The sequence below is a fragment of the Mesorhizobium sp. M1348 genome, from assembly GCF_040317925.1.
Taxonomy (GTDB): domain Bacteria; phylum Pseudomonadota; class Alphaproteobacteria; order Rhizobiales; family Rhizobiaceae; genus Mesorhizobium.
Genome location: NZ_JAMYLH010000013.1, coordinates 105,633 through 128,351 on the forward strand (window position 1 = coordinate 105,633; position 22,719 = coordinate 128,351).

Sequence of the window (22,719 nt, forward strand, 5' to 3'; positions counted from 1 at the left end):
AGTCAATACTTATCGGTTTGGCAAGCCGTGTTTTTTTAAGACAGGAGGTGTTTTTTAAGACAGGCGAGGTTTTACAAACTCGCTGAAAGCCAGCGTCTCACCATGTCGGGGGATCCGTTGAACGTCGCCTCGAAAACTGGTGACGCGAGCACGGCATGGATATGAAGCATTTCGGAGCCGACGTTTCGGAAGCCATGTTGCCTGCGCGCGGCAACAACAAGCGACTGTCCGGCAGTCAAGACGACATGCTCTTCGTCGATCCACATCTCGGCTCTGCCGGCGATGACGGTAAGCACTTCCTCGACCGGGTGCCAATGTGTCGGGGCGCCAGCCGCTGGTTCGACCCATTGTTCGAATATGCAAAGTTGAGTTGCGCCGTTGCGGGCCGAGACATGCATTCGGGTCTTTACTCCCGCCCGCCATTCTTCTTGCGGCTGATCGTCATGCGCAACCATCTTCATGCGTTCGCCTCGATCCCATGGCCTGTGGAAATTCGACGTCAAGACACTAATTCTTACTGACAACTATTGACAGTGCAGGGCCTGTACTATAGAACGAAAAGAGAACAAAAACGTTGTGGGAAAAGGCAGCGACGGCAGGCAGGGATTATCCGTAGCCTGTAAGGTGCAGCGACAGAAATCTGGTTTCGGATGAGCGCGGAGAAGTATCATGGCGGGTAGCGTCAACAAGGTCATTCTGGTGGGCAACCTCGGGGCGGACCCTGAAATCCGCCGCCTGAATTCGGGTGACCCGGTTGTCAACATTCGCATCGCGACGTCGGAAAGCTGGCGCGACAAGACATCCGGAGAGCGCAAGGAAAAGACCGAGTGGCACAATGTCGTGATCTTCAACGACCAGATCGCCAAGGTGGCCGAGCAGTATCTGAAGAAGGGCATGAAGGTCTATGTCGAGGGCCAGCTGCAGACGCGCAAATGGCAGGACCAGACCGGCAATGACCGCTATACGACCGAAGTCGTGTTGCAGAAATTCCGCGGCGAGCTGCAGATGCTCGATGCGCGGGGCGAGGGCGGCGGCCAGGTCGGCAACTATGCCGGTGGTGGTGCGAGCCGCGGTTCCGATTTCGGCCAGTCCGGCCCGGGCGAAAGTTTCAATCGCGGTGGCGCCAACAAGGGCGGCGGCGGTGGTTCGTCGCGCGAGCTGGACGACGAAATCCCGTTCTGATTTCTCGGGGCGGACTGCCCTTGCGGCGAAAAGCGCCAGCACCTTGGCCACGAAATGGCGTCCCGAAAATCTGTCTTGGATTTTCGGGACGTTGTGCGTTTGAGCGGTGAAAGGACGTATCAAGTGAAAGCAAGGGTCAAATGGGTCGAGGAGCGCACCTTCGTTGGCGAGTCCGCCAGTGGGCACAAGCTGGTGCTAGGCACTGCGTTCGGGCCGGAGGGCAAGACGCCGGGGCCGAGCCCAATGGAACTGGTGCTGATCGGTACCGGCGGCTGCTCGGCCTATGACGTGGTCCATATCCTCGAAAAGGGGCGCGAGGCGGTTGACGATTGTGTGGTCGAACTCGATGCCGACCGTGCAGAAGCCGATCCCAAGGTGTTCACCCGCATCCACATGCATTTTGTCGTCAAGGGCCGGGCGCTGTCACACGACAAGGTGAAGCGGGCGATCGGGCTTTCGATCGAGAAATACTGCTCGGCCTCGGCAATGATGGCCAAGACCGCCGAGATCACCCACGACTTCGAAGTCATTGAAACGACAGCGAAGTAGGGCAGTTCCTACGTCGCCATCAGCGCCTTGATGCCGTCGGCCACGAACTGTACGGCGAGCGCCGCCAGGATGACGCCGAGCAGCCGTGTCAGGATCGAACGGCCGGTTTGGCCGAGGATACGGTCGATGCGCTCTGACAGCACGAACACCAGGTAAGTGATGACAAGGCAGATGGCGATGATGCCGACAAGTGCTGTCTGCGCGCCAAAACCCTGAAACGAGCTTGAGAGCAGGACGGTCGCCGAAATTGCGCCGGGACCGGCAATAAGCGGGATCGCCAGCGGAAAGGCGGCGATGTTGTGGATCATATCCCTGGTGATGGCGACGTCGCCGATCTTCTCCTTGCGGTCCTGCCGGCGCTCGAACACCATTTCGAAGGCGATGAAGAACAGCAGAAAGCCGCCGGCGACGCGAAAGGCCGGCAGGGTGATGCCGAAGACTGACAGGATCGACGCGCCAGCGATTGCGAACAACGCCATCACCAGGAAAGCGATGATCGAAGCGCGCACGGAGACCTGGTTGCGCTCCTTGCGGTTCATGCCGCGGGTCACGGCAAGGAAGAGCGGCGCCAGGCCGGGCGGATCGATCGTCACCAGTATGGTGACGAAGGCGTTGAACAGGCTGTCGAAGCTCGGCATGCTGACCCTCCCCGCCGGCAATGCCGGATAACGGGATTGGTAGAGCAAAGCGGAGCCAGTGGAAACCGTGCGGATCAGGGGCTCGCGGCGCGCCGCGCCAGAAACTCGACTTCGAGACGCCAGGTGGCGCCGTCGTCCTGTGAGCGTTCGCCCAGCCAGCGGAACGAATTTTCGGTGATGCGCGAAAAGCTCCAGCGCACAGCAGATCCGGTGCCGTCTGCGCCTTGCTGGATGATGGTGTCGCCCTCGGCACGGCCGAGCTGGCGGCTGTAGTACTGGCTGCGCGGATCGCTCCAGAAGATGTGCCAGGCGTCGACGCCGGGGTCGTAGACGCGCAACGTCGTGCCATAAAAGGTCCATTTGCCGAGCGACGGCGAGGCGCCGGCGTCACGGGCGGGCAGGATCCATACGTCCTGGATGGCCCGGCCTTCGAGCACCCAGCCGAAATGCACCTCGCCGCGCCCGGTCAGCACCTGGCCGTCCTCGAGATGGCGCGTGGCGTCGAACGTCCAGGCGCCGACGAAGCGGCCGTAAAGGTTTAGTTTCTCGGCAAGGGCCGGTACGGGTCCATCGCTGTGCAGGGCCTTGGCAAAGAAATTGGACATGGCTTCGCTCTCATCTTGTCAGTAGACCGGCAAGCGTAGAGGTCGACAGGGGTTCTGCGCTTGGGAAAAATTGCTATATTTCGGCGATGGCGACGAGCGCGCATAGGCTGGCGTCGGGCCGAGGCTGGCAGGTGTCGGATGTCATCTGCACCGCCAGCGCCGCCGACAGGCCATTCGAGGAGGAGCATCGGGATTTCTGCGTCGCCGCCGTAACCAGCGGCACCTTCCGCTATCGTGCGCGCCAGGGCACGGCGATGCTGGCGCCGGGAGCGCTCCTGCTCGGCAATCCCGGCACATGCTACGAATGCGGCCATGAGCATGGCGCCGGCGACCGTTGCCTCTCCTTCCATTTCGGACCGGCCTATATGGAGCGGATCGTCGCCGACGTGCCGGGCGCGAAGCAGCTCGATTTCCGCACGCCGCGCCTGCCGCCCTTGCCGGCGCTGGTGCCGCTGCTCGCCGAAGCGGAGGCGGCGCGCGAGATGGCCGACACCGGCGCGTTCGAGGAACTCGCCCTGCGCATTGCCGGTGCGGCGGTGACAGCGGCTTGCAGCGCTACGGAAGGACAGAGCGCGCCGAGCCGCCGTGACCAGAAGCGCGTCGCCGAAGCGGTGCGGCGCATCGAAGTCGATGCCGACCGGCCGATCTCGCTTGCCGAACTCGCCGACGAGACCGCCACCAGCCCCTATCATTTCCTGCGCACCTTCCGGCACGTCGCCGGCATGACGCCCTACCAGTTTCTGCTGAGAGCGCGGCTGCACAGGGCTTCCGTGCGGCTGCGGACGTCGGATCAGACGATTTCGGCGATCGCCTTTGCAGCAGGATTCAACGATCTGTCGACCTTCAATCGCCGTTTCCGGCGGCTGATGGGCGAGGCACCGGGTACTTATCGCGCCCGCCGGCGACGCTCGTGAAAGCGAGCCACTGCCATATCGTCGCAATTGGTGTATCCTTTTGAATTTGCCGCTAAAAACCACACTGGAAAACTGCCGCGATTGTTGGAGTTTCGGGCCGGCTTCCTATATAAGCACCAAGTGATTCCTGATTAGATTGTGATCCGATTTGACCGACCAAAAGACACCGCGCGGCGCCGACGGCGGCCCCACCGGCATCGAGCCGATATCCATCATCGAGGAGATGCAGCGCTCCTATCTCGATTACGCCATGAGCGTGATCGTCAGCCGCGCGCTGCCGGACGTGCGCGATGGCCTCAAGCCGGTGCATCGCCGCATCCTCTACGCCGCCTATGAGAGCGGCTATCACTGGAACCGCAAATATGTGAAATCGGCACGCCCGGTCGCCGACGTGATGGGTAAATACCATCCGCATGGCGACGCCTCGATCTACGACGCTTTGGTGCGCATGGCGCAGGACTGGTCGCTGCGCGTGCCGCTGATCGACGGGCAGGGCAATTTCGGCTCGATCGACGGCGATCCGCCGGCGGCGATGCGCTACACGGAATCGCGGCTGACCAAGGTCGCGCATGAGTTGCTGGAAGACATCGACAAGGACACCGTCGATTTCCAGGACACTTACGATGCGTCGGGCAGCGAACCGAAAGTCCTGCCGGCGCGCTTTCCGAACCTGTTGGTCAACGGCTCCGGCGGTATCGCCGTCGGCATGGCCACCAACATCCCGCCGCACAATCTGGGCGAGGTTTGCAACGGCGCCATTGCCCTCATCGACAATCCGGCGATCGATCTGCCGGCACTGATGGAGATTATTCCGGGGCCGGATTTCCCGACCGGCGGCATCGTGCTCGGCCGCTCCGGCATCTACAGCGCCTATTCGACCGGCCGCGGCTCCATCGTCATGCGCGGCCGCGTCAACGTCGAGGCGCGCGGCAACGACCGTGAATCGATCGTCATCACCGAAGTTCCCTATCAGGTGAACAAGGCGTCTATGATCGAGAAGATGGCCGAGCTGGTGCGCGACAAGCGCATCGAAGGCATTTCCGACATTCGCGACGAGAGCGACCGCCAGGGCTACCGCGTCGTCATCGAACTGAAGCGCGACGCGGTCGCCGATGTCATCCTCAACCAGCTCTACCGCTTCACCCCGCTGCAGACGTCCTTCGGCGCCAACATGGTGGCGCTGAACGGCGGCAAGCCGGAATTGCTGACGCTGACCGACATGCTGAAGGCGTTCGTCGCCTTCCGTGAAGAGGTGATCAGCCGGCGCACGAAATTCCTGCTGCGGAAGGCGCGCGACCGCGCCCATGTGCTGGTCGGCCTTGCCATCGCCGTTGCCAACATCGATGAAGTCATCAAGCTGATCCGCAGCGCTCCGGACCCGCAGACGGCACGCGAGCAGTTGATGGAGCGGCGCTGGCCTTCGGGCGACGTGGAATCGCTGATTCTTTTGATCGACGACCCGCGCCATCGCATCAACGAGGACGGCACCTACAATCTCTCCGAGGAACAGGCGCGCGCCATCCTCGAACTGCGCCTGCAGCGCCTGACCGCGCTCGGCCGCGACGAGATCGCCGACGAACTGAACACGATCGGCGACGAGATCAAGGATTATCTCGATATCCTGTCGTCCCGCGCCCGCATCCAGCAGATCGTCAAGGACGAGCTCATCGCCGTGCGTGACGAATTCGGCACGCCGCGCCGCACCGAGCTCGCCGAGGGCGGGGCGGACATGGAAGACGAGGATCTGATCCAGCGCGAGGACATGGTCGTCACGGTGAGCCATTCCGGCTATATCAAGCGCGTGCCGCTGTCACTCTACCGGGCGCAGCGCCGCGGCGGCAAGGGCCGCTCCGGCATGTCGACCAAGGAAGAGGATTTCGTCACCCGGCTGTTCGTCGCGAACACGCACACGCCGGTGCTGTTCTTCTCCTCGCGCGGCATCGTCTACAAGGAAAAGGTCTGGCGCCTGCCGATCGGCAACCCGCAATCGCGCGGCAAGGCGCTGATCAATATGCTGCCGCTCGAACAGGGCGAGCGCATCACCACCATCATGCCGCTGCCGGAGGATGAGACCAGCTGGGGCGAGCTCGACGTGATGTTTGCCACCACGCGCGGCACCGTGCGCCGCAACAAGCTTTCGGACTTCGTCCAGGTCAACCGCAACGGCAAGATTGCCATGAAGCTGGACGAGGAAGGCGACGAGATCCTCGGCGTCGAGACCTGCACCGACAATGAGGACGTGCTTTTGACGGCAAGTTCCGGCCAGTGCATCCGCTTTCCGGTCAGCGACGTACGCGTCTTCCAGAGCCGCAATTCGGTCGGCGTGCGTGGCATTGCAATGGCCGATGGCGACAGGGTGATCTCGATGGCGGTGATCGAGCATGTCGATGCACCGCCGGCGGAGCGTGCCGCCTACCTCAAGCGGGTGGTGGCCGAACGCCGGCTTGCCGCCGACATCGCGGCCGGCGAGGAGGAGGAAATCCAGCTCACCAATGAGGAGGTCGGCGAAGAGGCGGAGCTTTCCGACGAGCGCTACGAATTCCTCAAGGCACATGAGCAGTTCGTGCTGACGGTGACGGAATATGGCTACGGCAAGCGTTCGTCGTCCTACGATTTCCGTCTGACCGGCCGTGGCGGCAAGGGTATTCGTGCCACCGACGTGTCGAAAACGGCCGAAATCGGCCGCCTGGTGGCGACCTTCCCGGTCGGCAATGACGATCAGATCATGCTGGTTTCGGATGGCGGCACCGTTATCCGCGTCCCGGTCAACGGTATTCGTTTCGCCAGCCGCGCCACCAAGGGCGTTACCATCTTCAATACCGCAGAGGACGAGAAGGTCGTTTCGGTGGAGCGGATTTCAGAGCCGCAAGCGGACGAGGAGATCGAAGAGAGTGTCGAGGTTGAAGGTGGCGCTGTTACCGATGCCGAAGGTGGGGAGCCTGACACTACCGTCGAGTGAGTTTGCCACGGCGGCGCAGCCCTATGGGCCGGCGTTGTGAAGAAACCCCGGCAATCTAGAAGTGGCGATAAGGCTTGCGGTTGCCGAAGCCTTCGAACCGCTTGGTATTGGCCTTGGCGCGGACGCGCTGTGCTTCCTGATGCAACCCGAATACGGTAGCGATCAGCATGGCGACGGTCATTGCGGTGGCGAGCATGTAGATCAGCATGTGCGTGTTCTCCTGCGCCTAACAACGATTAGATGGGTGTTTGGTTTCATCTTCTGCAGCTGCAAACTTAGTGAACACTGCGTGAAGCCGTTGTGAGCGGCACATTCATCTGTCGTTCACGTAGGCCAAAAGGTTCATGGGGCGGGCCTGCCGATCGGATTTGCCTTTAGGGGAGAGGCTCGCTAGAAGCACCTGCCATGACCGAACGCATCGCCCTTTATGCCGGCTCTTTCGACCCGCTGACCAACGGCCATCTCGACGTGCTGAAGGCGTCGCTGGCCGTGGCGGATACCATCTATGCGGCGATCGGCATCCATCCCGGCAAGAAGCCGCTGTTTTCCTTCGAGGAACGGGTCGATCTTATCGAAACGGCCGCGAAGGCGGAATTCGGCAGCGACGGTGCGCGTATCAAAGTAGTCGACTTCGACGGGCTGGTCATCGACGCAGCCAGGAAGCATGGCGCCTCGATCATGATCCGCGGCCTGCGCGACGGCACCGATCTCGACTATGAGATGCAGATGGCCGGCATGAACGAGACCATGGCACCGGAGCTGCAGACGGTTTTCCTGCCCGCCAGCCCCTCGGTGCGCACCATTACCGCCACACTTGTGCGCCAGATAGCTTCGATGGGAGGCGACATCCGCCCCTTCGTGCCGGCGGCCGTGGCCGGCGCGCTCACCGCCAAATTCGCGAAATAAATGCATGTCGCCCAAAAGTGGAACCCGGCTTTGGGTAACGACTTGCATGAACGAAGATATTCGGAGAAAGATCCCATGCAGCTGAAAAAGCTTGCCTTCTTGCTTGCCGTGCTTGCCGGTCTTGTGACCGCATCCGTGTCGGCGTTTGCCGCCGATCCGGAAAACACCATGATCGTAACGCTGAAGGACGGCGACGTGACCATCGCGCTGAGGCCCGACCTTGCGCCGAAGCATGTCGCGCAGATCAAAAAGCTGGTGCGCCAGGGCGCCTACGACAACGTCGCCTTCCACCGCGTCATCGACGGCTTCATGGCACAGACCGGCGACGTCAAGTTCGGCAACATGAAGAGCGGCTTCAATGCCGACGCGGTCGGCACCGGCGGCTCCGATCTTCCTGACCTGCCGGCCGAATTCTCCAGCACCGAGCACTACCAGCGCGGCGTGGTCGGCATGGCCCGCTCCGACGATCCGAATTCCGCCAATTCGCAATTCTTCATCATGTTCGCGCCGGCACCGCCGCTCGATGGCCAGTACACCATCGTTGGCAATGTGGTCAGCGGCATGGAGCTGGTGGACCACATCAAGAAAGGCGAAGAGGCGCAGAACGGGACGGTGACCGACCCCGATCGCATGATCAAGGTGCGCATCGCCGCCGACGGCAAATAAACCCAAGTTTCAAAAGGATATTTCTGACATGGCCGAGATCAAGGACCGCGAGAACGCGCTCATCATGGACACGACCAAGGGCAAGGTCGTCATCGAATTGTTTCCAGACCTGGCGCCCGGCCATGTCGGCCGCATCAAGGAGCTGGCGCGCGAAGGCGCCTATGACGGTGTGGTCTTCCACCGCGTCATCGACGGCTTCATGGCGCAGACCGGCGACGTCAAGTTCGGCAACTCCAACAAGCCGTCTTTCGCACCGACCCGCGCCGGTACGGGCGGTTCCGACAAGCCCGACTTGAAGGCCGAGTTCTCCAACGCCAACCACGGCCGCGGCACCTGCTCGATGGCGCGCTCGCAGAACCCGAACTCGGCCAATTCGCAGTTCTTCATCTGCTTCGACGATGCCGCCTTCCTCAACCGCCAGTACACGGTATGGGGCCAGGTCATCGAAGGCATGGACAATGTCGACAAGATCAAGCGCGGCGAACCGGTGCAGGATCCCGACAAGATCGTGTCGCTCAAGGTAGCGGCCGACGTGAAATGACCGGCCGGGCTGTCGCGGCCATCGCATTTGTGCTCGTCGCGGCGGCCACGCCGGCGCTGGCGACGGAATCGATCGTTTGCAGCGCCGACGGCGGCGCGGCATCGATCGACGTTTTGATGGGACACACGGCCGTCATTGCGGTGGCGCGCGTGTGGCTGGATGCCGGCGGCAAGACATGGACCACGGACGGCCAGCCGGGTTCAACGAAAGTGATCGTCGGACAGGCATTCGAAGACGACGAGCGTATGCTGATCGATCTCACTGATGAGGGCCTCAGCTCGATCGTCGCCAGATTGCGGCTGGTCAAAGCCAGCGAGCAGTCCAGTTTCGCGATGGGCGGCACATTGAGCATAGACGGTGTCGGCGCCTGGGCGGTGACCTGCCCGGAACCTTGAGGCGGGGATTTCTTGCGCGTCGATCTTTTCGACTTCGATCTGCCGGAAGAGCGCATCGCGCTTCGCCCAGCCGAACCGCGCGACAGCGCCAGGATGCTGGTGGTCAGGCCGGGTGAGGGGTTCGAGGACCGGACGGTGCGCGACCTGCCGTCCCTGCTCAAGGCCGGTGATGTGCTGGCCTTCAACGACACCAAGGTTATTCCGGCACAACTGAAGGGCATCAGGCGGCGCGGCGAGGCGGCGACGCAGGTCGAAGCCACGCTGCATATGCGGACGGCGCCCGACCGGTGGCTCGCCTTCATGCGGCCCGGCAAGCGCGTCGCCGCCGGCGATCGCATCCATTTCGGTCATGATGCCAATTCCTGCTTTCTCGGCCAGCTCGACGCGACCGTGATCGAGAAGGGGGAAGGTGGCGAGGTGCTGCTCGGCTTCGACCTGTCAGGTCCGTTCCTCGACGAGGCGCTGCACGCCGTCGGGCATATCCCGCTGCCGCCCTACATCGCCTCCAGGCGCGACGACGACGAACGTGACCGGAGCGACTACCAGACCATCTATGCCAGGGAGGAGGGCGCCGTGGCCGCGCCGACGGCAGGGCTGCATTTCACGCCGGAGCTGTTTGCGACGCTCGACGCCGAGGGCATAGAGCGCCGTTTCGTCACGCTGCATGTCGGCGCCGGCACGTTTTTGCCGGTGAAGGCGGACGACACCGCCGACCACAAGATGCACGCCGAAACCGGTTCGGTCAGCCCGGAAACCGCCGAGGCGCTGAATGCGGCGAAGGCAAAAGGAGGGCGCATTATCGCTGTCGGCACGACATCGCTGCGCTTGTTGGAGAGCGCGGCTGGCGAGGACGGCAGGCTGGCAGCATGGTCAGGCCCGACCGACATCTTCATCACGCCCGGCTATCGCTTCAAGACCGCAGACATGCTGATGACCAATTTCCATCTGCCGCGTTCGACGCTGTTCATGCTGGTTTCGGCCTTCTGCGGTTTGCAGACGATGCGCGCGGCCTATGCGCATGCGATCGAGAACCGCTACAGGTTTTATTCCTATGGAGACGCAAGTCTTCTGTTCAGGAAGGATACCGATGGACGATGACCTTGAAACCTTCGACCGCGAAGCCTTGATCGCCGAGGTCAGGAAACTGCGCGCCGGCATCCGCCAACACCGCGACGCCACCGGCCACGATCTGTGCTGGCATCATCCCGACCTGTGGTCGCTTTTGCCCGAAAAGACCGAGCCGGCGATTGCCGTGCCGCCGTGGCCGAAATTCATGCGCGGCTGCATCCGCTACCGCCAGTCGCTCGATAAGCAGGCTCCGGACGCGCCGGTATTCGACAAGGAGTTCGATGGCTAGGGAATTCAATGACTAACGCATTCACCTTCACGGTGCTGGCGACCGACGGCAGGGCGCGGCGTGGTGTAATCACCATGCCGCGCGGCGAAATCCGCACGCCTGCCTTCATGCCGGTCGGCACCGGCGGCACGGTGAAGGCCATGTATATGGATCAGGTGCGCGGCGTCGGCTCGGACATCATCCTTGGCAATACCTATCACCTGATGCTGAGACCCGGCGCCGAGCGCGTGGCTCGGCTCGGCGGCTTGCATGAATTCGCCTGCTGGCCGTATCCGATCCTCACCGACAGCGGCGGCTTCCAAGTGATGTCGCTGTCGAAGCTGCGGAAACTGACCGAGAATGGCGTGACCTTCCGTTCGCATATCGACGGCGGCGCCTACGAGATGTCGCCGGAGCGTTCCATCGAGATCCAGGGGCTGCTCGATTCAGACATCCAGATGCAGCTCGACGAGTGCACGGCGCTGCCGGCCAAGGAAAAAGAGATCGAGCGCGCCATGGAACTGTCGCTGCGCTGGGCCGAGCGCTGCAAGGCGGCATTCGGCGAGCAGCCCGGCAAGGCGATGTTCGGCATTGTGCAAGGCGGCGACGTGCCGGATCTGCGGCTGCGCTCGGCGCAGGCGCTGAAGGCAATGGAGCTGAAGGGCTATGCGATCGGCGGGCTGGCTGTCGGCGAGCCGCAAGCGGTGATGCTGGAGATGCTCGACATCACTTGCCCGGAGCTGCCGGCTGACCGGCCGCGCTACCTGATGGGTGTCGGCACGCCGGACGATATCTTGAAGTCGGTGGCGCGCGGCATCGACATGTTCGACTGCGTGATGCCGACGCGGGCAGGGCGCCATGGCCTTGCCTACACACGGCGCGGCAAGGTCAATCTGCGCAACGCCCGCCATGCCGACGATCCGCGCCCGCTCGATGAGGAAAGCGACTGCCCGGCCGCACGCGACTATTCGCGGGCCTATTTGCACCATCTGGTGCGCTCGCAAGAGGCGCTTGGGGCGATGCTCCTGACCTGGAACAATCTGTCCTATTACCAGCAGCTGATGCGCGACATTCGTGAAGCGATCGAGGCTGGCAGGTTCGCCGAACAAGCCGAGATCATCACGCAGCAATGGGCAAACGGTGACCTCGCCGTCCGGTAGGCATGCTCGCCAGGAATCCGGCTCCAGCGAGGAGCTGCACCTGCCATGAACTGTTTTGAAACGTCTGCCTAATAAGCATTGCCGGACAACGTTGGGCGAGGATCAAGAACCTGTTCGTTTCGGGGCAAGTTTCAGTTCCTGGCACGACGGTGCGGACGAATGGCATCGCTTCGCCTTCGTCTTCCGTGGCGGTCCAGCAATGGACGGCGGGGTCGTTGCTTGCCGCTCTGGTGATCGCCGTGACCGGTCTGGTCTTGCGCTTGCTTGGCGCGCGCGGCGACCTTTGGCTGGACGAGATCTGGAGCTTTGCGCTGATCGAGCCGCTGACCTCGATCGGTCAGATATTCTGGCGCGTCAATCACGACAACAATCATTTCCTCAACTCGGTCTATCTCTATCTCATCGGCCCCGACGCTTCGCCGCTGATCCAGCGAGGCCTGTCGATAGCATTAGGTGTTGCCACGATCGGTGCGGCGGCAGCGAGCGCCGCATCGCGCGGACGACAGGCGATGATTGCCACAAGCCTGTTGTTTGCCGTGAGCTATCCAATGGTCCATTACGGCTCGGAGGCGCGCGGCTACGCCGGCCTTGTGCTGTTCACGCTGCTTTCGGTGGTTTTTCTAGAGCGCCGACTCGACAATAAACGGTGGTCTGGAATGGCCTTGGCAGCGGCGATCCTTTTCGGGTTCCTATGCCACCTCACCATGATCGGAATGGTGGCAGTCCTCGCAACCTGGACCGCGTGGCTCGCCTGGCAGCGTACGGCGCGGGCCGGCCGTGTCGTTGCGGACCTGGCGTCGATCTTCCTGCCGGCCCTGCTTGCCGTGCTGCCGCTGGCTGTCTGCGTGTTTGTCGGCGGCAGGCTGTTCGGCTTCAGTGTCGGTGGTGTTTCGCCGTTCTCGATTGCCGCCTTCGCGCAGGGCTATGGCGGGATGATCCGCTCTCTGTTCGGGCTGCCACCTTGGTTCGGCGACGGGCCCTATATCGTTGCCGCCTGTGGTCTTGTCGGCCTCTCCGCCGGTGTCTGGCGCGGTCGCCGGGCCAGCCTTTATGCCATCGGGATTATCGGACTGCCTTTGCTCATGGCGGCGGCACATCTGCCCAACCTCGAGTTCCCGCGCTATTTCATCATCAGCGGAACATTGCTGCTGCTCTGGGCCGGCGAGATGATTGGCCGCGGCCTGGATGCGCGCGGGACTGCCAGGCTACTTGCGATGGGGGCGCTGGCGATCGTGGTGAGTGGAAGCATTTCGTCGCTGCTCCAGTTCTATCAGTACGGACGCGGCTCGTACGCTGCTATGGTCGACGAGATGACCAGAAGTGGCGCTGCCACCTATGCCAGCAACAGTGATTTCCGCACCGCCATGGTCGTCGACTATTTTGCGGCGCGAATGGATCGTCGGGCATTGCTGGTTCCAGACGACAGGTTGTGCACCGAACGGCCCGCCTGGCTGATCCTCGAGGGGGACGTGGACAAACAAGCCGAACATGTCGAACCGGCGGCCGCATGCGCTCTGGCCTATGAACGGGCCGACGCGTCGAGACATTGGGGGTTTTCAGGCCTGAGCTGGACGCTCTACCGGCGACAGGATTGAGGCAGCTTTGCCCCTCCTCAAGCGCCCCTCAGGTGCTGAGCGACGTGGACGCGCGCAGGCTGCAGCCGGTGATCCGAAAGCTGCCGTCAGGCTGTAATTCGAGCGTGTAGACCGCCTCGTAGTCCTTGCCATCCGGGCCGACGATCAGCACCTGCTGGACGATCGAGGTCGGGCTCGTCTCGCGAACCTTGCCGAAGGAGTAGGTCTGCGGTTGGCGCACCGGCGGATAGCCGTTGGTCACCATGTTCATGAAGGTATCGACGGTCGGAAAGATGCGTTTCACATTCGGTGCGGCAAAGCTGTAGGCCGTCGCTCCATCATTGGCGATGAAGGCCTTCAATTGACCATCGATGACCGTCTGCGCCGCTGTGACTTCGGCGTCGCCGGCGAACGCCGGGGATGCGAAAATGAGTGGAATGACTGCGAATGCGAAAAACGCGCGGCGCATGGCCTGTCTCCGTTGTCCCTGAGAAATCGCTGTCCGAAGGTACATGATACCATACGCTTTGCCGTGCTTCAGGGTTTCAGCCGAGCGCAAACATTCGGCGCGGCAGTCCGTGTCCAGACCGAGAAAGCGTCGCCGAGGCGAGAATTGCCTGAGCGATGGCCGATGCTTGAAAGGCGGGCGTCAGTCTGCCACAAGGGCCGCTCGATTATACCTAGAGCGTGCGATCTTGGGCAGGACCAGGCAATGAAGGCATTTTTCGTGCAGATAAAGTGCGATCTGGGCAAGGCCTATGACGTTGCCAGCGCTTTGGCCGATGCCGAGATCGCTTCGGAAATCTACTCGACAGCCGGAAACTACGACCTGCTCGCTAAATTCTATGTCGACGACGAGGAAGACATCGGCCATTTCGTCAACGAGAAAGTGCAGATTCTCCCGGGCATAAAGGACACGTTCACGGTCGTCACCTTTCGCGCCTTTTGACCTCGTTCGGCATTGCCCGGACACCAGGCAAAGCCTGATCAAGGCCCTATTGGTGCTGCCTTAATTTTAGGCAAGAGCGATATACTGATAGCCGGCGCCCGCCAAATCACCGATTGCGCTTGATTTTCTCCAGCGAGGCCAGTGAAATGGCGTCACAGGGGAGTATGCGATTGGCAGCGTTCGACGAAATGCTTCCGGAAGTTTCCGGGCTGAGAAAACCGTATTCGGCTTACGATCGCTGGCTGAAGGAACAGGACCCGGCCAGGCTTACCGAGAAGATGCAGGACGCCGAACGCGTCTTTCGCAAGACCGGCATCACTTTCGCCGTCTACGGCGAGCAGGAAGCATCGGAGCGGCTGATACCCTTTGACATCGTTCCGCGCATCATTTCGGGCAATGAATGGCGACGGCTGACGCAAGGCATCGAGCAGCGCGTCCAGGCGCTGAACGCCTTTCTCGACGACATCTACCATCGCCAGGAGATCTTGCGCGCCGGCCGGGTGCCGAAGGAGTTGATCGCCAAGAACGAGGCGTTCCTGCCCGAGATGATCGGGGTTCGGCCGCCGGCCGGCGTCTATACCCACATCATCGGCGTCGACATCGTACGCATCAGCGAGAACGAGTTCTACGTGCTGGAGGACAATGCGCGCACGCCGTCCGGCGTCTCCTACATGCTGGAGAACCGCGAGACGATGATGCAGCTCTTTCCCGAGTTGTTCCAGCAGATCAAGGTGCGGCCGGTGGAGAATTATCCGCAGCTCTTGCGCCAGTCGCTGGCGGCGGTGCGGCCGCAAAGCACCAAGGGCACGCCGACCATTGCCGTGCTGACGCCGGGCAGCTTCAACTCAGCCTATTTCGAACATGCCTTCCTTGCCGACCAGATGGGCGTGCAGCTTGTTGAAGGACAGGATCTGCGCGTCGTCGATGGTCATGTCGCGATGCGCACTACCGAGGGCTACAAGCAGATCGATGTGCTCTACCGGCGTGTCGACGACTCGTTCCTCGATCCGCTGACCTTCCGCCCCGACTCGGCACTTGGCGTGCCGGGCATTATGGACGTCTACCGCGCCGGCAATATCACCATCGCCAATGCGCCGGGAACCGGCATCGCCGACGACAAGGCGATCTATTCGTACATGCCCGAAATCGTCGAATTCTACACCGGCCGCAAGGCGATGCTTGGCAACATCCCGACCTGGCGCTGCTCGGAGCCGGACAGCCTGAAATATGTGCTGGAGCACATCGACGAACTGGTGATCAAGGAAGTCCACGGGTCCGGCGGTTACGGCATGCTGGTCGGTCCGGCGGCGACCAAGAAGGAATGCGAAGAGTTTTCCAAAAAGCTCGCAGCAAAACCGTCGAACTACATTGCCCAGCCGACGCTGGCGCTGTCGACCTGTCCGATCCTGACGGACAAGGGACTGGCGCCGCGCCATGTCGATCTGCGCCCCTATGTGCTGGTTTCCGACCGTATTCAGATCGTGCCCGGCGGGCTGACCCGAGTAGCGCTCAAGGAAGGCTCTCTGGTCGTCAATTCCTCGCAAGGCGGCGGCACGAAGGATACGTGGGTGTTGGATGATTAGAGAGTGAATAGTGAATAGTGAATAGTGAATAGATAAGGATATGTGTCGTTGATGTTGGTGAAATGCCCTGAAGTGAAGCACGCGGCATCGTGCCCTGGAATCTGGACAGTCACCATTCGCTATTCACCATTCACTATTCACCGCAGGACCGCCTGACATGCTTCTCGGCCGCACCGCCAACGGGCTCTACTGGATGAACCGCTATATCGAGCGGGCGGAAAACATGGCGCGGCTGGTGGACGCCGGCTTGCGCATGGCGCTAACTCGTACTCAGAACGCTTCGGAGGAGTGGAATTCGGTGCTGCTCAGCGCCGGTTCGGACGCCGCCTTCACGCAGAAATATTCCGACTACACCGCCGCCAATGTCGCCGACTATCTGCTGCGCGATACGTCGAACCCGTCGAGCACGATGTCGTCTATCGAAACGGCCCGTAACAATGCCCGCATGGTGCGTACCGCACTGACGCGTGAAACCTGGGAAAGCATCAACGAAGCCTGGATGTCGCTGAAGCGGATGCTGGCCAAGCCGATCGACGAGCGCGACCTGCCCAACGCGCTCGACGCGATCAAACGCGAGACGGCGCTGATCCGCGGCTCGTTCTACGGCACGATGCTGCGCAACGAGATTTTCGATTTTTCGCAGCTCGGCACTTATGTCGAACGCGCCGACAACACCGCGCGCATCCTGGATGTGAAATACTACGTGCTGCTGCCGTCGATCTCCTGGGTCGGCTCGACGCTCGACAACTACCAGTGGGAATCGATCCTGCGCTCGGTGTCGGCGCACCGTTCCTATCGCTGGGTTTATGACGCCGACTACAAGCCGAGCAACATCGCCGATTATCTGATCCTCAACGTCCGCATGCCGCGCTCGCTGACCTTTTGCTACCGCTTCCTGACGGAGCATCTCAAATTCCTGGGTGACGACTATGGGGAGCGCCACGCCTGTCATGCGACGGCTGCCAAGACCCAGGCCATGCTGACGGCCGGCTCGATCAAGGATATTTTCGACGCCGGCCTGCATGAATTCCTGGCCAATTTCATCCGCGACAACACCAGGCTCGGCGACGAGATCGCGCAGGATTACAGGTTCTATTGAGCATGACCCCAAAAAGCGGAGACCGGTTTTCGGAAAAGCTCATGCTCCAGGGACGAGTGCGATGCGGCTGAAGATCACCCACCGGACCGAATACCGCTACGATGCGCCGGTGCATTATCTGTTGCAGCGTTTGCGGCTGCTCCCGGTGAACGGGCGCACCCAGACGGTACTGTCCTGGGCGCTGAAGATCGAAGGCGCACGCGAGGAAGTGCGCTTCACCGACCATTTCGGCAATGATACCAGGCTGTTGAGCGTCGAGGGCGAGCGCGACTTCATCACCGTCGAAGCAGCCGGCGAAGTGGTGACGCGCGACACCGCCGGCGTCTGCGGGCCGCACCAAGGTTTCGCGCCGCTCTGGCTGTTCGGCCATGAAACGCCGCTGACGACGATCGGCAGCGGCATTCGCGAACTTGCTGCCTCGGTCGGCAAGGGTACCGACATCGAAAGGCTGCACCGGTTGATGGCGGTGATCGGCGAGCGTGTCGCTTATACGCCAGACACCACCAACGCGACGACGCCGGCCGAAGAGGCCCTGGCGCTCAAGACCGGCGTTTGCCAGGACCACAGCCACATCTTCGTTGCCGCGGCGCGCGCCATGGATTTCCCGGCGCGCTACGTCAGCGGCTATCTGATGATGGATACAGCGATCGAGCAGGCAGCAAGCCACGCCTGGGCCGAGGCGCATGTCTCGGGCCTCGGCTGGGTCGCCTTCGATGTCGCCAACGGCATTTCTCCCGACGAACGCTATGTAAAGGTAGCGACTGGCCGCGATTATCGCGACGCAACCCCGGTATCGGGAATTCGGCTGGGACAGGCGGAAGAACAGCTTGCGGTCACCGTCACCGTGGAGCAGTAATCCCCGGCAAGATTGTTGCCAAAGAGATTCGATGACCTATTGCGTCGGCCTGAAAATCAATCACGGGCTCGTGTTCATGTCGGACACGCGCACCAATGCCGGTATGGATTCGATCTCGACCTTCAGGAAGATGCATGTCTGGGAAGAGCCGGGCGAGCGCGTCATCGTTTTGATGTCGGCCGGCAATCTGGCGACGACGCAGGCCGTAGTCAGCCTGCTCGACGAACGCACCAAGGCAGTGGCGGAGCGCCGTGCCACGCTGCTCGAAACGCCCTCCATGTACCAGACAGTCCGGTTGGTCGGAGACACCGTCAAGGAGGTCATCGCCAGTTCGTCGCCGGCGGGCGAAAAGGCGGATTCCTACTTCAACGCCTCCTTCATCCTCGGCGGTCAGATCAAGGGCAGCGCCCCGCGCCTGTTCATGATCTATCCGGAGGGCAATTTCATCGAATCGACCGACGACACGCCGTTCTTCCAGATCGGTGAGACCAAATACGGCAAGCCGATCATCATCCGCGCTTATGAAAGGACGATGAGTTTCGCCGAGACGGTGAAGTTGCTGCTGGTGTCGTTCGACTCGACGCTGAAGTCGAACCTGTCGGTCGGCCTGCCGCTCGACCTGCTGTTCTATGAAAAGGACACTTTCAAGGTCGGCCTCAAAAAGCGAATAAATCAGGACGATCAATATTATCGCACGATCTCGGATAGCTGGTCGAACGCGCTGAAGACCGCCTTTGCCAGCTTGCCTGATTTTCCTGAATGAAAACCTTCGTCTTTCGTGCTCTTTGATCGCGGCTCGATGGGGCGCTACGGAGGCGAAGATGAATAGCAACGAATTCCGCGAATGGTCGCTGCGAGCGGCTGAATGGGGCGCCGACTACAGAAACAGCCTTCGCGAAAGACCGGTGCGGCCGCTTGTCGAGCCGGGCGAAATCTTCAAAAGCATCGACGCCGCGCCGCCGGAAGACGGCGAAACGATGCAGGCAATCTTCGCTGATTTCGAACAAAAGATCCTGCCGGGCATGACGCACTGGCAGCATCCGCGTTTCTTTGCCTATTTCCCGGCTAACGCGGCACCGGCCTCCGTCGTGGCCGAGTATCTGGTTTCCGCGATGGCCGCGCAATGCATGCTCTGGCAGACCTCGCCGGCAGCGACCGAGCTCGAGATGCGGGTCGTCGACTGGATGCGGCAGGCGCTTGGTCTGCCGGCGGGATTCTCCGGCGTCATGCAGGATTCGGCTTCATCAGCGACGCTTGCCGCCGTGCTGACCATGCGCGAGCGCGCGCTCGACTGGCAAGGCAACAAGAGCGGCCTGCAAGGCCAGCCGGTCGTGCGGGTCTATTCTTCCGACCAAGTCCATACTTCCATCGACCGGGCGATCTGGGTGTCGGGCATCGGGGAGGCGAACCTCGTGCGCATTCCGGTCGCGGGACGCTTCCGCGCTATGCAGACGGCGGCTCTGGAAGCGGCGATCGTCGCCGACCGCGAAAACGGCATGCTGCCGGCCGGCATTATCGCCAGCGTCGGCGGCACCAGTACCGGCGGCACCGACGATGTCGCGGCTGTTGCCGCGGTGGCGAAGCGGCACGGGCTCTACCTGCATGTCGATGCCGCATGGGCCGGCTCCGCCATGATCTGCCCCGAGTTCCGGCATTTCTGGGCCGCCGCCGAACATGCGGATTCGATCGTCTTCAATCCGCACAAATGGCTGGGCGCACAGTTCGATTGCTCGATGCAATTCATCCGCCAGCCGGAAGACCTCGTGCGCACGCTGGCGATCAAGCCCGAATTCCTCAAGACACATGGCCGCGACGGGGTCATCAACTACTCCGAATGGTCGGTGCCGCTCGGCCGAAGGTTCCGCGCGCTGAAACTTTGGTTCCTGCTGCGTGCGCATGGCTTGGAAAATCTGCGGACCATGATCCGCAACCATGTCGCCTGGAGCGAGGGCCTCGCCGCCTGGCTGGCTCGGGAACCGGATTTCGAAATCGTCACGGAACCGATGCTGTCGCTGTTCTCATTCCGCCATCTCGCGGCTGCGGGAATCGACCTTGACGAGCACAATTTGCGGCTGGTCAACGCGATCAACAATGACGGCCGCATTTACCTGACGCAGACCCGGGTGGACGGGCAGGTGGCGATCCGCTTTCAGGTCGGGCAGTTCGAAACGACTGCGGCGGACGTCGATACTGCTTTCGAGGTCATCACTGACATCGCGCGGGGCCTAAGTTGATAGCCTCGTCGAGATTGCGCCGGAGCTTTTCTCTCTGCAGTCGCCCGATTTTCATTAGCCGGCTCATACCTGTTCATGGCTTTCGTTTTCAGCTATAGACGAGAAAAACGAAAATGAGAGGTTGCTAGATGTATCTGTCGCCGCGTCATTCCGAAATCATCCAGATGGCCAAAGATCATGGCCGCGTACTGGTCGAGGAGTTGGCGACGCATTTCAACGTGACGCCGCAGACGATCCGCAAGGATCTCAACGATCTCTGCGACCAGCGACTTTTGTCCCGCATTCATGGCGGGGCATTGTTCCCGTCCGGCATCGAGAACATGGAATATGAGGCTCGGCGCAAGATCGCCGCCGAGGAGAAGGAGGCGATCGGCCGCGCAGCAGCCCGGCTGATCCCCGACAACGCATCTCTGTTCATCAATATCGGGACCACGACGGAAGCTGTCAGCAAGTCGCTGCTCGATCACAGCGGCCTGATGGTCATCACCAATAACATCAATGTTGCCAATAGGATGCGCATATATCCTTCGATCGAGGTGGTGATCGCCGGCGGTGTCGTGCGCGGTTCCGACGGCGGCGTGGTCGGCGAGGCAGCGGTCGATTTCATCAGGCAGTTCAAGGTCGATTTTGCGGTGATCGGCGCCTCGGCCATCGACCATGACGGCGCACTGCTCGACTTCGATTTTCGTGAGGTGAAGGTGGCTCAGGCGATCATCGCCAACGCCCGGCATGTGATCCTGGTGTCGGACCAGACCAAATTCGAGCGCACCGCGCCCGTCCGCATCGGCCATCTGTCGCAGGTCAACACCTTCATCACCGATCGTTGCGACATCCCGTCGGTGCGCAAGATCTGTGAAGAGGCAGAGGTTCAGCTGATCGAAACGTCGCTCTCCTAGAGATGCCGCTGCGGCATCTGCCGCCGATCATATTTCGTTTGACATTCGTTATCATTTCGAAATAATCCCGTCACGGTTTCGCAAAACTCAAAAATGCTGCAATGCGAAATCGAGGGAGGATTTCTTTGCGCGCATCACCGATCCATGACATTTTCGTCATCGGTGGCGGCATCAATGGCTGCGGCATCGCCCGCGATGCCGTTGGACGTGGCTTTTCGGTCTTTCTTGCCGAGATGAACGATCTGGCCAGCGGAACTTCTTCGGGTTCGACCAAACTGATCCATGGCGGCTTGCGCTATCTCGAATTCTACGAATTCCGCCTGGTGCGCGAAGCGCTGATGGAACGCGAGGTCCTGTGGAGGAACGCGCCGCATATCATCTGGCCGATGCGCTTCGTGCTGCCATACGCCAAGGGGCTGCGTCCGGCCTGGCTTATCCGGCTCGGGCTTTTCCTCTACGACCATATTGGCGGGCGCAAATTGCTGCCGCCGACGAAAACGCTGGACATGGCCAAGGATCCGGCCGGCAAGCCGCTGAAGCCGTTGTTTCGAAAGGCGTTCGAATATTCCGACGGTTGGGTCAACGATGCCCGGCTGGTTGTGTTGAACGCCCGTGACGCTGCCGAGCGCGGCGCAACCATTCGAACCCGAACAAGGGTCGTCAGCGCCCGACGTGAAGGCGATCTCTGGACGGTCAGGCTTGAAAACGTGCGGACCGGCGATACCGAGGAGGTCAAGGCGCGGTTGCTGGTCAATGCCGCGGGCCCGTGGGTCGACCAGGTTCTTTCGGCCACCGTCGGCCTGAACGACGTGCACAATGTCCGCCTCGTGCAAGGCAGCCACATCGTCGTTGGCAAGAAATTCGACGACCCACGCGCCTATTTCTTTCAGAACAAGGACGGGCGCATCATTTTCGCCATCCCCTACGAAGACGAGTTCACGCTCATCGGCACCACCGACCGGGACTATCCCGGCGATCCGCACGACGTCAGGATCAGTGATGCCGAGATCGACTATCTCTGCGCTGCGGCAAGCGAATATTTCGCGCAGCCGGTCAAGCCGTCGGATATCGTCTGGACCTATTCCGCGGTGCGCCCGCTCTACGATGATGGCGCCTCAAAGGCGCAGGAAGCCACGCGCGACTATGTGCTGAAGGCCGATGGAGGCGAGGGTGCCGCCCCGATCGTCAACGCCTTTGGCGGCAAGATCACCACCTACCGCCGATTGTCGGAATCAATGCTCGAGAAGATCGAGGGTTTTCTCGGCAAGCGAGGCAAGCCATGGACAGCAAACACGCCGCTGCCCGGCGGTGACTTTCCCGTCACCGGCTTCGATGGCGAGGTAGCGAAACTGAAAACGGCGTACCCGTTCCTCGACGCGCGGCTGGCCCGCCGGTTGACCCGGCTCTATGGCACCCGCGCAAGGAAGCTGCTGGGCCTCGCCAAGTCGAACGCCGATCTTGGCCGCAACTTCGGCGCCGATCTCTACGAGGCCGAGGTGCGCTACCTCGTCGAAAACGAATGGGCGATGACTGCCGAGGATGTATTGTGGCGCCGGACCAAGCGCGGCCTGCGTCTCAGCCGTGAGCAGGCGGCAGTGCTCGACGAGTTCATGCGCGGAATAAGCCGGCAGCACGTAGCGGCTGCCGAATAGGGACGGCCGACTGATGCAGAAAGCC

At 61.6% G+C, this 22,719-nt stretch carries 25 protein-coding genes; 20 read left to right on the plus strand and 5 right to left on the minus strand.

The window, feature by feature from the left end:
* Positions 1-71: 71 nt before the first annotated feature.
* On the minus strand, positions 72-461 hold the full coding sequence (locus NKH13_RS21345; RefSeq protein WP_352720144.1) for a cupin domain-containing protein: 390 nt from the start codon (positions 459-461) through the stop codon (positions 72-74).
* A gap of 208 nt (positions 462-669) precedes the next feature.
* Between NKH13_RS21345 and NKH13_RS21350 the strand changes: the two genes are divergently transcribed.
* Together NKH13_RS21350 and NKH13_RS21355 are read left to right on the plus strand one after the other, a co-directional pair.
* Positions 670-1,182, plus strand: a complete 513-nt coding sequence (locus NKH13_RS21350; RefSeq protein WP_023674867.1) for a single-stranded DNA-binding protein — start codon at positions 670-672, stop codon at positions 1,180-1,182.
* Between the two features lie 123 nt (positions 1,183-1,305).
* Entirely contained in the window at positions 1,306-1,731 is a 426-nt protein-coding gene (locus tag NKH13_RS21355) for an OsmC family protein (protein WP_352466427.1), read from the plus strand.
* An 8-nt stretch (positions 1,732-1,739) separates the two neighbouring features.
* Here the strand turns inward: NKH13_RS21355 and NKH13_RS21360 are convergent, their stop codons facing one another.
* On the minus strand, positions 1,740-2,369 hold the full coding sequence (locus NKH13_RS21360; protein ID WP_352720147.1) for a MarC family protein: 630 nt from the start codon (positions 2,367-2,369) through the stop codon (positions 1,740-1,742).
* 74 nt (positions 2,370-2,443) lie between these two features.
* Entirely contained in the window at positions 2,444-2,974 is a 531-nt protein-coding gene (locus tag NKH13_RS21365) for a hypothetical protein (RefSeq protein ID WP_352720148.1), read from the minus strand.
* 86 nt (positions 2,975-3,060) lie between these two features.
* Here NKH13_RS21365 and NKH13_RS21370 point away from each other — a divergent pair, with 86 nt between their 5' ends.
* Positions 3,061-3,888 carry a helix-turn-helix transcriptional regulator gene (locus NKH13_RS21370; RefSeq protein ID WP_352720150.1) on the plus strand — a complete coding sequence of 276 codons (828 nt, stop codon included), beginning with the start codon at positions 3,061-3,063 and terminating at the stop codon, positions 3,886-3,888.
* Positions 3,889-4,036: 148 nt separating this feature from the next.
* The gene (gene gyrA / locus NKH13_RS21375; protein WP_352914222.1) at positions 4,037-6,847 is read left to right on the plus strand and encodes a DNA gyrase subunit A; all 2,811 of its coding nucleotides are present in this window, start codon (positions 4,037-4,039) and stop codon (positions 6,845-6,847) included.
* Between the two features lie 55 nt (positions 6,848-6,902).
* Here the strand turns inward: gyrA and NKH13_RS21380 are convergent, their stop codons facing one another.
* Complete coding sequence (locus NKH13_RS21380; RefSeq protein WP_254817366.1) at positions 6,903-7,055, minus strand: hypothetical protein; 153 nt, start codon at positions 7,053-7,055, stop codon at positions 6,903-6,905.
* Between the two features lie 197 nt (positions 7,056-7,252).
* On the opposite strand from NKH13_RS21380, the gene coaD reads away from it, so the two are divergent.
* The 8 genes from coaD to NKH13_RS21420 all read left to right on the plus strand — a co-directional run bounded on the left by coaD (position 7,253) and on the right by NKH13_RS21420 (position 13,446).
* A complete protein-coding gene (gene coaD / locus NKH13_RS21385; RefSeq protein ID WP_292653457.1) occupies positions 7,253-7,753 on the plus strand; it encodes a pantetheine-phosphate adenylyltransferase in 501 nt (166 codons plus the stop codon).
* A 75-nt stretch (positions 7,754-7,828) separates the two neighbouring features.
* Entirely contained in the window at positions 7,829-8,419 is a 591-nt protein-coding gene (locus tag NKH13_RS21390) for a peptidylprolyl isomerase (RefSeq protein ID WP_292653458.1), read from the plus strand.
* A 28-nt stretch (positions 8,420-8,447) separates the two neighbouring features.
* Positions 8,448-8,960: a peptidylprolyl isomerase gene (locus NKH13_RS21395; RefSeq protein WP_023717788.1), complete on the plus strand. Its 513-nt coding sequence runs from the start codon at positions 8,448-8,450 to the stop codon at positions 8,958-8,960.
* A complete protein-coding gene (locus NKH13_RS21400; RefSeq protein WP_352720154.1) occupies positions 8,957-9,355 on the plus strand; it encodes a hypothetical protein in 399 nt (132 codons plus the stop codon). Before NKH13_RS21395 ends, NKH13_RS21400 begins: the two co-directional genes overlap by 4 nt.
* 12 nt (positions 9,356-9,367) lie before the next feature.
* Entirely contained in the window at positions 9,368-10,453 is a 1,086-nt protein-coding gene (gene queA / locus NKH13_RS21405; RefSeq protein WP_352720156.1) for a tRNA preQ1(34) S-adenosylmethionine ribosyltransferase-isomerase QueA, read from the plus strand.
* Entirely contained in the window at positions 10,443-10,712 is a 270-nt protein-coding gene (locus NKH13_RS21410; RefSeq protein WP_352448773.1) for a hypothetical protein, read from the plus strand. Before queA ends, NKH13_RS21410 begins: the two co-directional genes overlap by 11 nt.
* Before the next feature lie 8 nt (positions 10,713-10,720).
* Entirely contained in the window at positions 10,721-11,851 is a 1,131-nt protein-coding gene (gene tgt, locus NKH13_RS21415) for a tRNA guanosine(34) transglycosylase Tgt (protein WP_292653462.1), read from the plus strand.
* Positions 11,852-12,066: 215 nt separating this feature from the next.
* Positions 12,067-13,446 (plus strand): glycosyltransferase family protein, encoded by a 1,380-nt coding sequence (locus NKH13_RS21420; RefSeq protein WP_352720158.1) that lies wholly within the window; start codon positions 12,067-12,069, stop codon positions 13,444-13,446.
* Positions 13,447-13,474: 28 nt separating this feature from the next.
* Here the strand turns inward: NKH13_RS21420 and NKH13_RS21425 are convergent, their stop codons facing one another.
* The gene (locus tag NKH13_RS21425) at positions 13,475-13,894 is read right to left on the minus strand and encodes a DUF4864 domain-containing protein (RefSeq protein WP_352720160.1); all 420 of its coding nucleotides are present in this window, start codon (positions 13,892-13,894) and stop codon (positions 13,475-13,477) included.
* Between the two features lie 243 nt (positions 13,895-14,137).
* Here NKH13_RS21425 and NKH13_RS21430 point away from each other — a divergent pair, with 243 nt between their 5' ends.
* The 8 genes from NKH13_RS21430 to glpD all read left to right on the plus strand — a co-directional run bounded on the left by NKH13_RS21430 (position 14,138) and on the right by glpD (position 22,694).
* Positions 14,138-14,374 (plus strand): Lrp/AsnC ligand binding domain-containing protein, encoded by a 237-nt coding sequence (locus tag NKH13_RS21430; protein ID WP_023674883.1) that lies wholly within the window; start codon positions 14,138-14,140, stop codon positions 14,372-14,374.
* A 170-nt stretch (positions 14,375-14,544) separates the two neighbouring features.
* Positions 14,545-15,957, plus strand: coding sequence for a circularly permuted type 2 ATP-grasp protein (locus tag NKH13_RS21435; protein WP_352720162.1), 1,413 nt, complete (start codon positions 14,545-14,547; stop codon positions 15,955-15,957).
* Between the two features lie 157 nt (positions 15,958-16,114).
* Entirely contained in the window at positions 16,115-17,056 is a 942-nt protein-coding gene (locus tag NKH13_RS21440) for an alpha-E domain-containing protein (RefSeq protein ID WP_352491567.1), read from the plus strand.
* A 61-nt stretch (positions 17,057-17,117) separates the two neighbouring features.
* Complete coding sequence (locus NKH13_RS21445; RefSeq protein ID WP_352466439.1) at positions 17,118-17,912, plus strand: transglutaminase family protein; 795 nt, start codon at positions 17,118-17,120, stop codon at positions 17,910-17,912.
* Positions 17,913-17,943: 31 nt separating this feature from the next.
* Positions 17,944-18,675, plus strand: coding sequence for a proteasome-type protease (locus tag NKH13_RS21450; protein ID WP_352720164.1), 732 nt, complete (start codon positions 17,944-17,946; stop codon positions 18,673-18,675).
* Between the two features lie 58 nt (positions 18,676-18,733).
* Positions 18,734-20,146: a pyridoxal phosphate-dependent decarboxylase family protein gene (locus tag NKH13_RS21455; protein WP_352914228.1), complete on the plus strand. Its 1,413-nt coding sequence runs from the start codon at positions 18,734-18,736 to the stop codon at positions 20,144-20,146.
* Positions 20,147-20,274: 128 nt separating this feature from the next.
* Positions 20,275-21,042, plus strand: a complete 768-nt coding sequence (locus tag NKH13_RS21460; RefSeq protein WP_352720168.1) for a DeoR/GlpR family DNA-binding transcription regulator — start codon at positions 20,275-20,277, stop codon at positions 21,040-21,042.
* Between the two features lie 125 nt (positions 21,043-21,167).
* Positions 21,168-22,694, plus strand: a complete 1,527-nt coding sequence (glpD, locus tag NKH13_RS21465) for a glycerol-3-phosphate dehydrogenase (protein WP_352720169.1) — start codon at positions 21,168-21,170, stop codon at positions 22,692-22,694.
* Positions 22,695-22,719: the final 25 nt, after the last annotated feature.

Excerpts from the sequence above, each read along its gene's own strand:
- NKH13_RS21365 (WP_352720148.1), bottom strand. The coding sequence starts at position 2,974 with ATGTCCAATTTCTTTGCCAAGGCCCTGCACAGCGATGGACCCGTACCG.
- NKH13_RS21395 (WP_023717788.1), top strand. The coding sequence starts at position 8,448 with ATGGCCGAGATCAAGGACCGCGAGAACGCGCTCATCATGGACACGACC.
- NKH13_RS21460 (WP_352720168.1), top strand. The coding sequence starts at position 20,275 with ATGTATCTGTCGCCGCGTCATTCCGAAATCATCCAGATGGCCAAAGAT.
- NKH13_RS21345 (WP_352720144.1), bottom strand. The coding sequence starts at position 461 with ATGAAGATGGTTGCGCATGACGATCAGCCGCAAGAAGAATGGCGGGCG.
- NKH13_RS21455 (WP_352914228.1), top strand. The coding sequence starts at position 18,734 with ATGAATAGCAACGAATTCCGCGAATGGTCGCTGCGAGCGGCTGAATGG.
- NKH13_RS21360 (WP_352720147.1), bottom strand. The coding sequence starts at position 2,369 with ATGCCGAGCTTCGACAGCCTGTTCAACGCCTTCGTCACCATACTGGTG.
- NKH13_RS21450 (WP_352720164.1), top strand. The coding sequence starts at position 17,944 with ATGACCTATTGCGTCGGCCTGAAAATCAATCACGGGCTCGTGTTCATG.
- coaD (WP_292653457.1), top strand. The coding sequence starts at position 7,253 with ATGACCGAACGCATCGCCCTTTATGCCGGCTCTTTCGACCCGCTGACC.
- NKH13_RS21445 (WP_352466439.1), top strand. The coding sequence starts at position 17,118 with ATGCGGCTGAAGATCACCCACCGGACCGAATACCGCTACGATGCGCCG.
- NKH13_RS21370 (WP_352720150.1), top strand. The coding sequence starts at position 3,061 with ATGGCGACGAGCGCGCATAGGCTGGCGTCGGGCCGAGGCTGGCAGGTG.
- NKH13_RS21425 (WP_352720160.1), bottom strand. The coding sequence starts at position 13,894 with ATGCGCCGCGCGTTTTTCGCATTCGCAGTCATTCCACTCATTTTCGCA.
- NKH13_RS21410 (WP_352448773.1), top strand. The coding sequence starts at position 10,443 with ATGGACGATGACCTTGAAACCTTCGACCGCGAAGCCTTGATCGCCGAG.
- NKH13_RS21400 (WP_352720154.1), top strand. The coding sequence starts at position 8,957 with ATGACCGGCCGGGCTGTCGCGGCCATCGCATTTGTGCTCGTCGCGGCG.
- NKH13_RS21430 (WP_023674883.1), top strand. The coding sequence starts at position 14,138 with ATGAAGGCATTTTTCGTGCAGATAAAGTGCGATCTGGGCAAGGCCTAT.
- NKH13_RS21380 (WP_254817366.1), bottom strand. The coding sequence starts at position 7,055 with ATGCTGATCTACATGCTCGCCACCGCAATGACCGTCGCCATGCTGATC.
- NKH13_RS21350 (WP_023674867.1), top strand. The coding sequence starts at position 670 with ATGGCGGGTAGCGTCAACAAGGTCATTCTGGTGGGCAACCTCGGGGCG.
- NKH13_RS21390 (WP_292653458.1), top strand. The coding sequence starts at position 7,829 with ATGCAGCTGAAAAAGCTTGCCTTCTTGCTTGCCGTGCTTGCCGGTCTT.
- NKH13_RS21440 (WP_352491567.1), top strand. The coding sequence starts at position 16,115 with ATGCTTCTCGGCCGCACCGCCAACGGGCTCTACTGGATGAACCGCTAT.
- tgt (WP_292653462.1), top strand. The coding sequence starts at position 10,721 with ATGACTAACGCATTCACCTTCACGGTGCTGGCGACCGACGGCAGGGCG.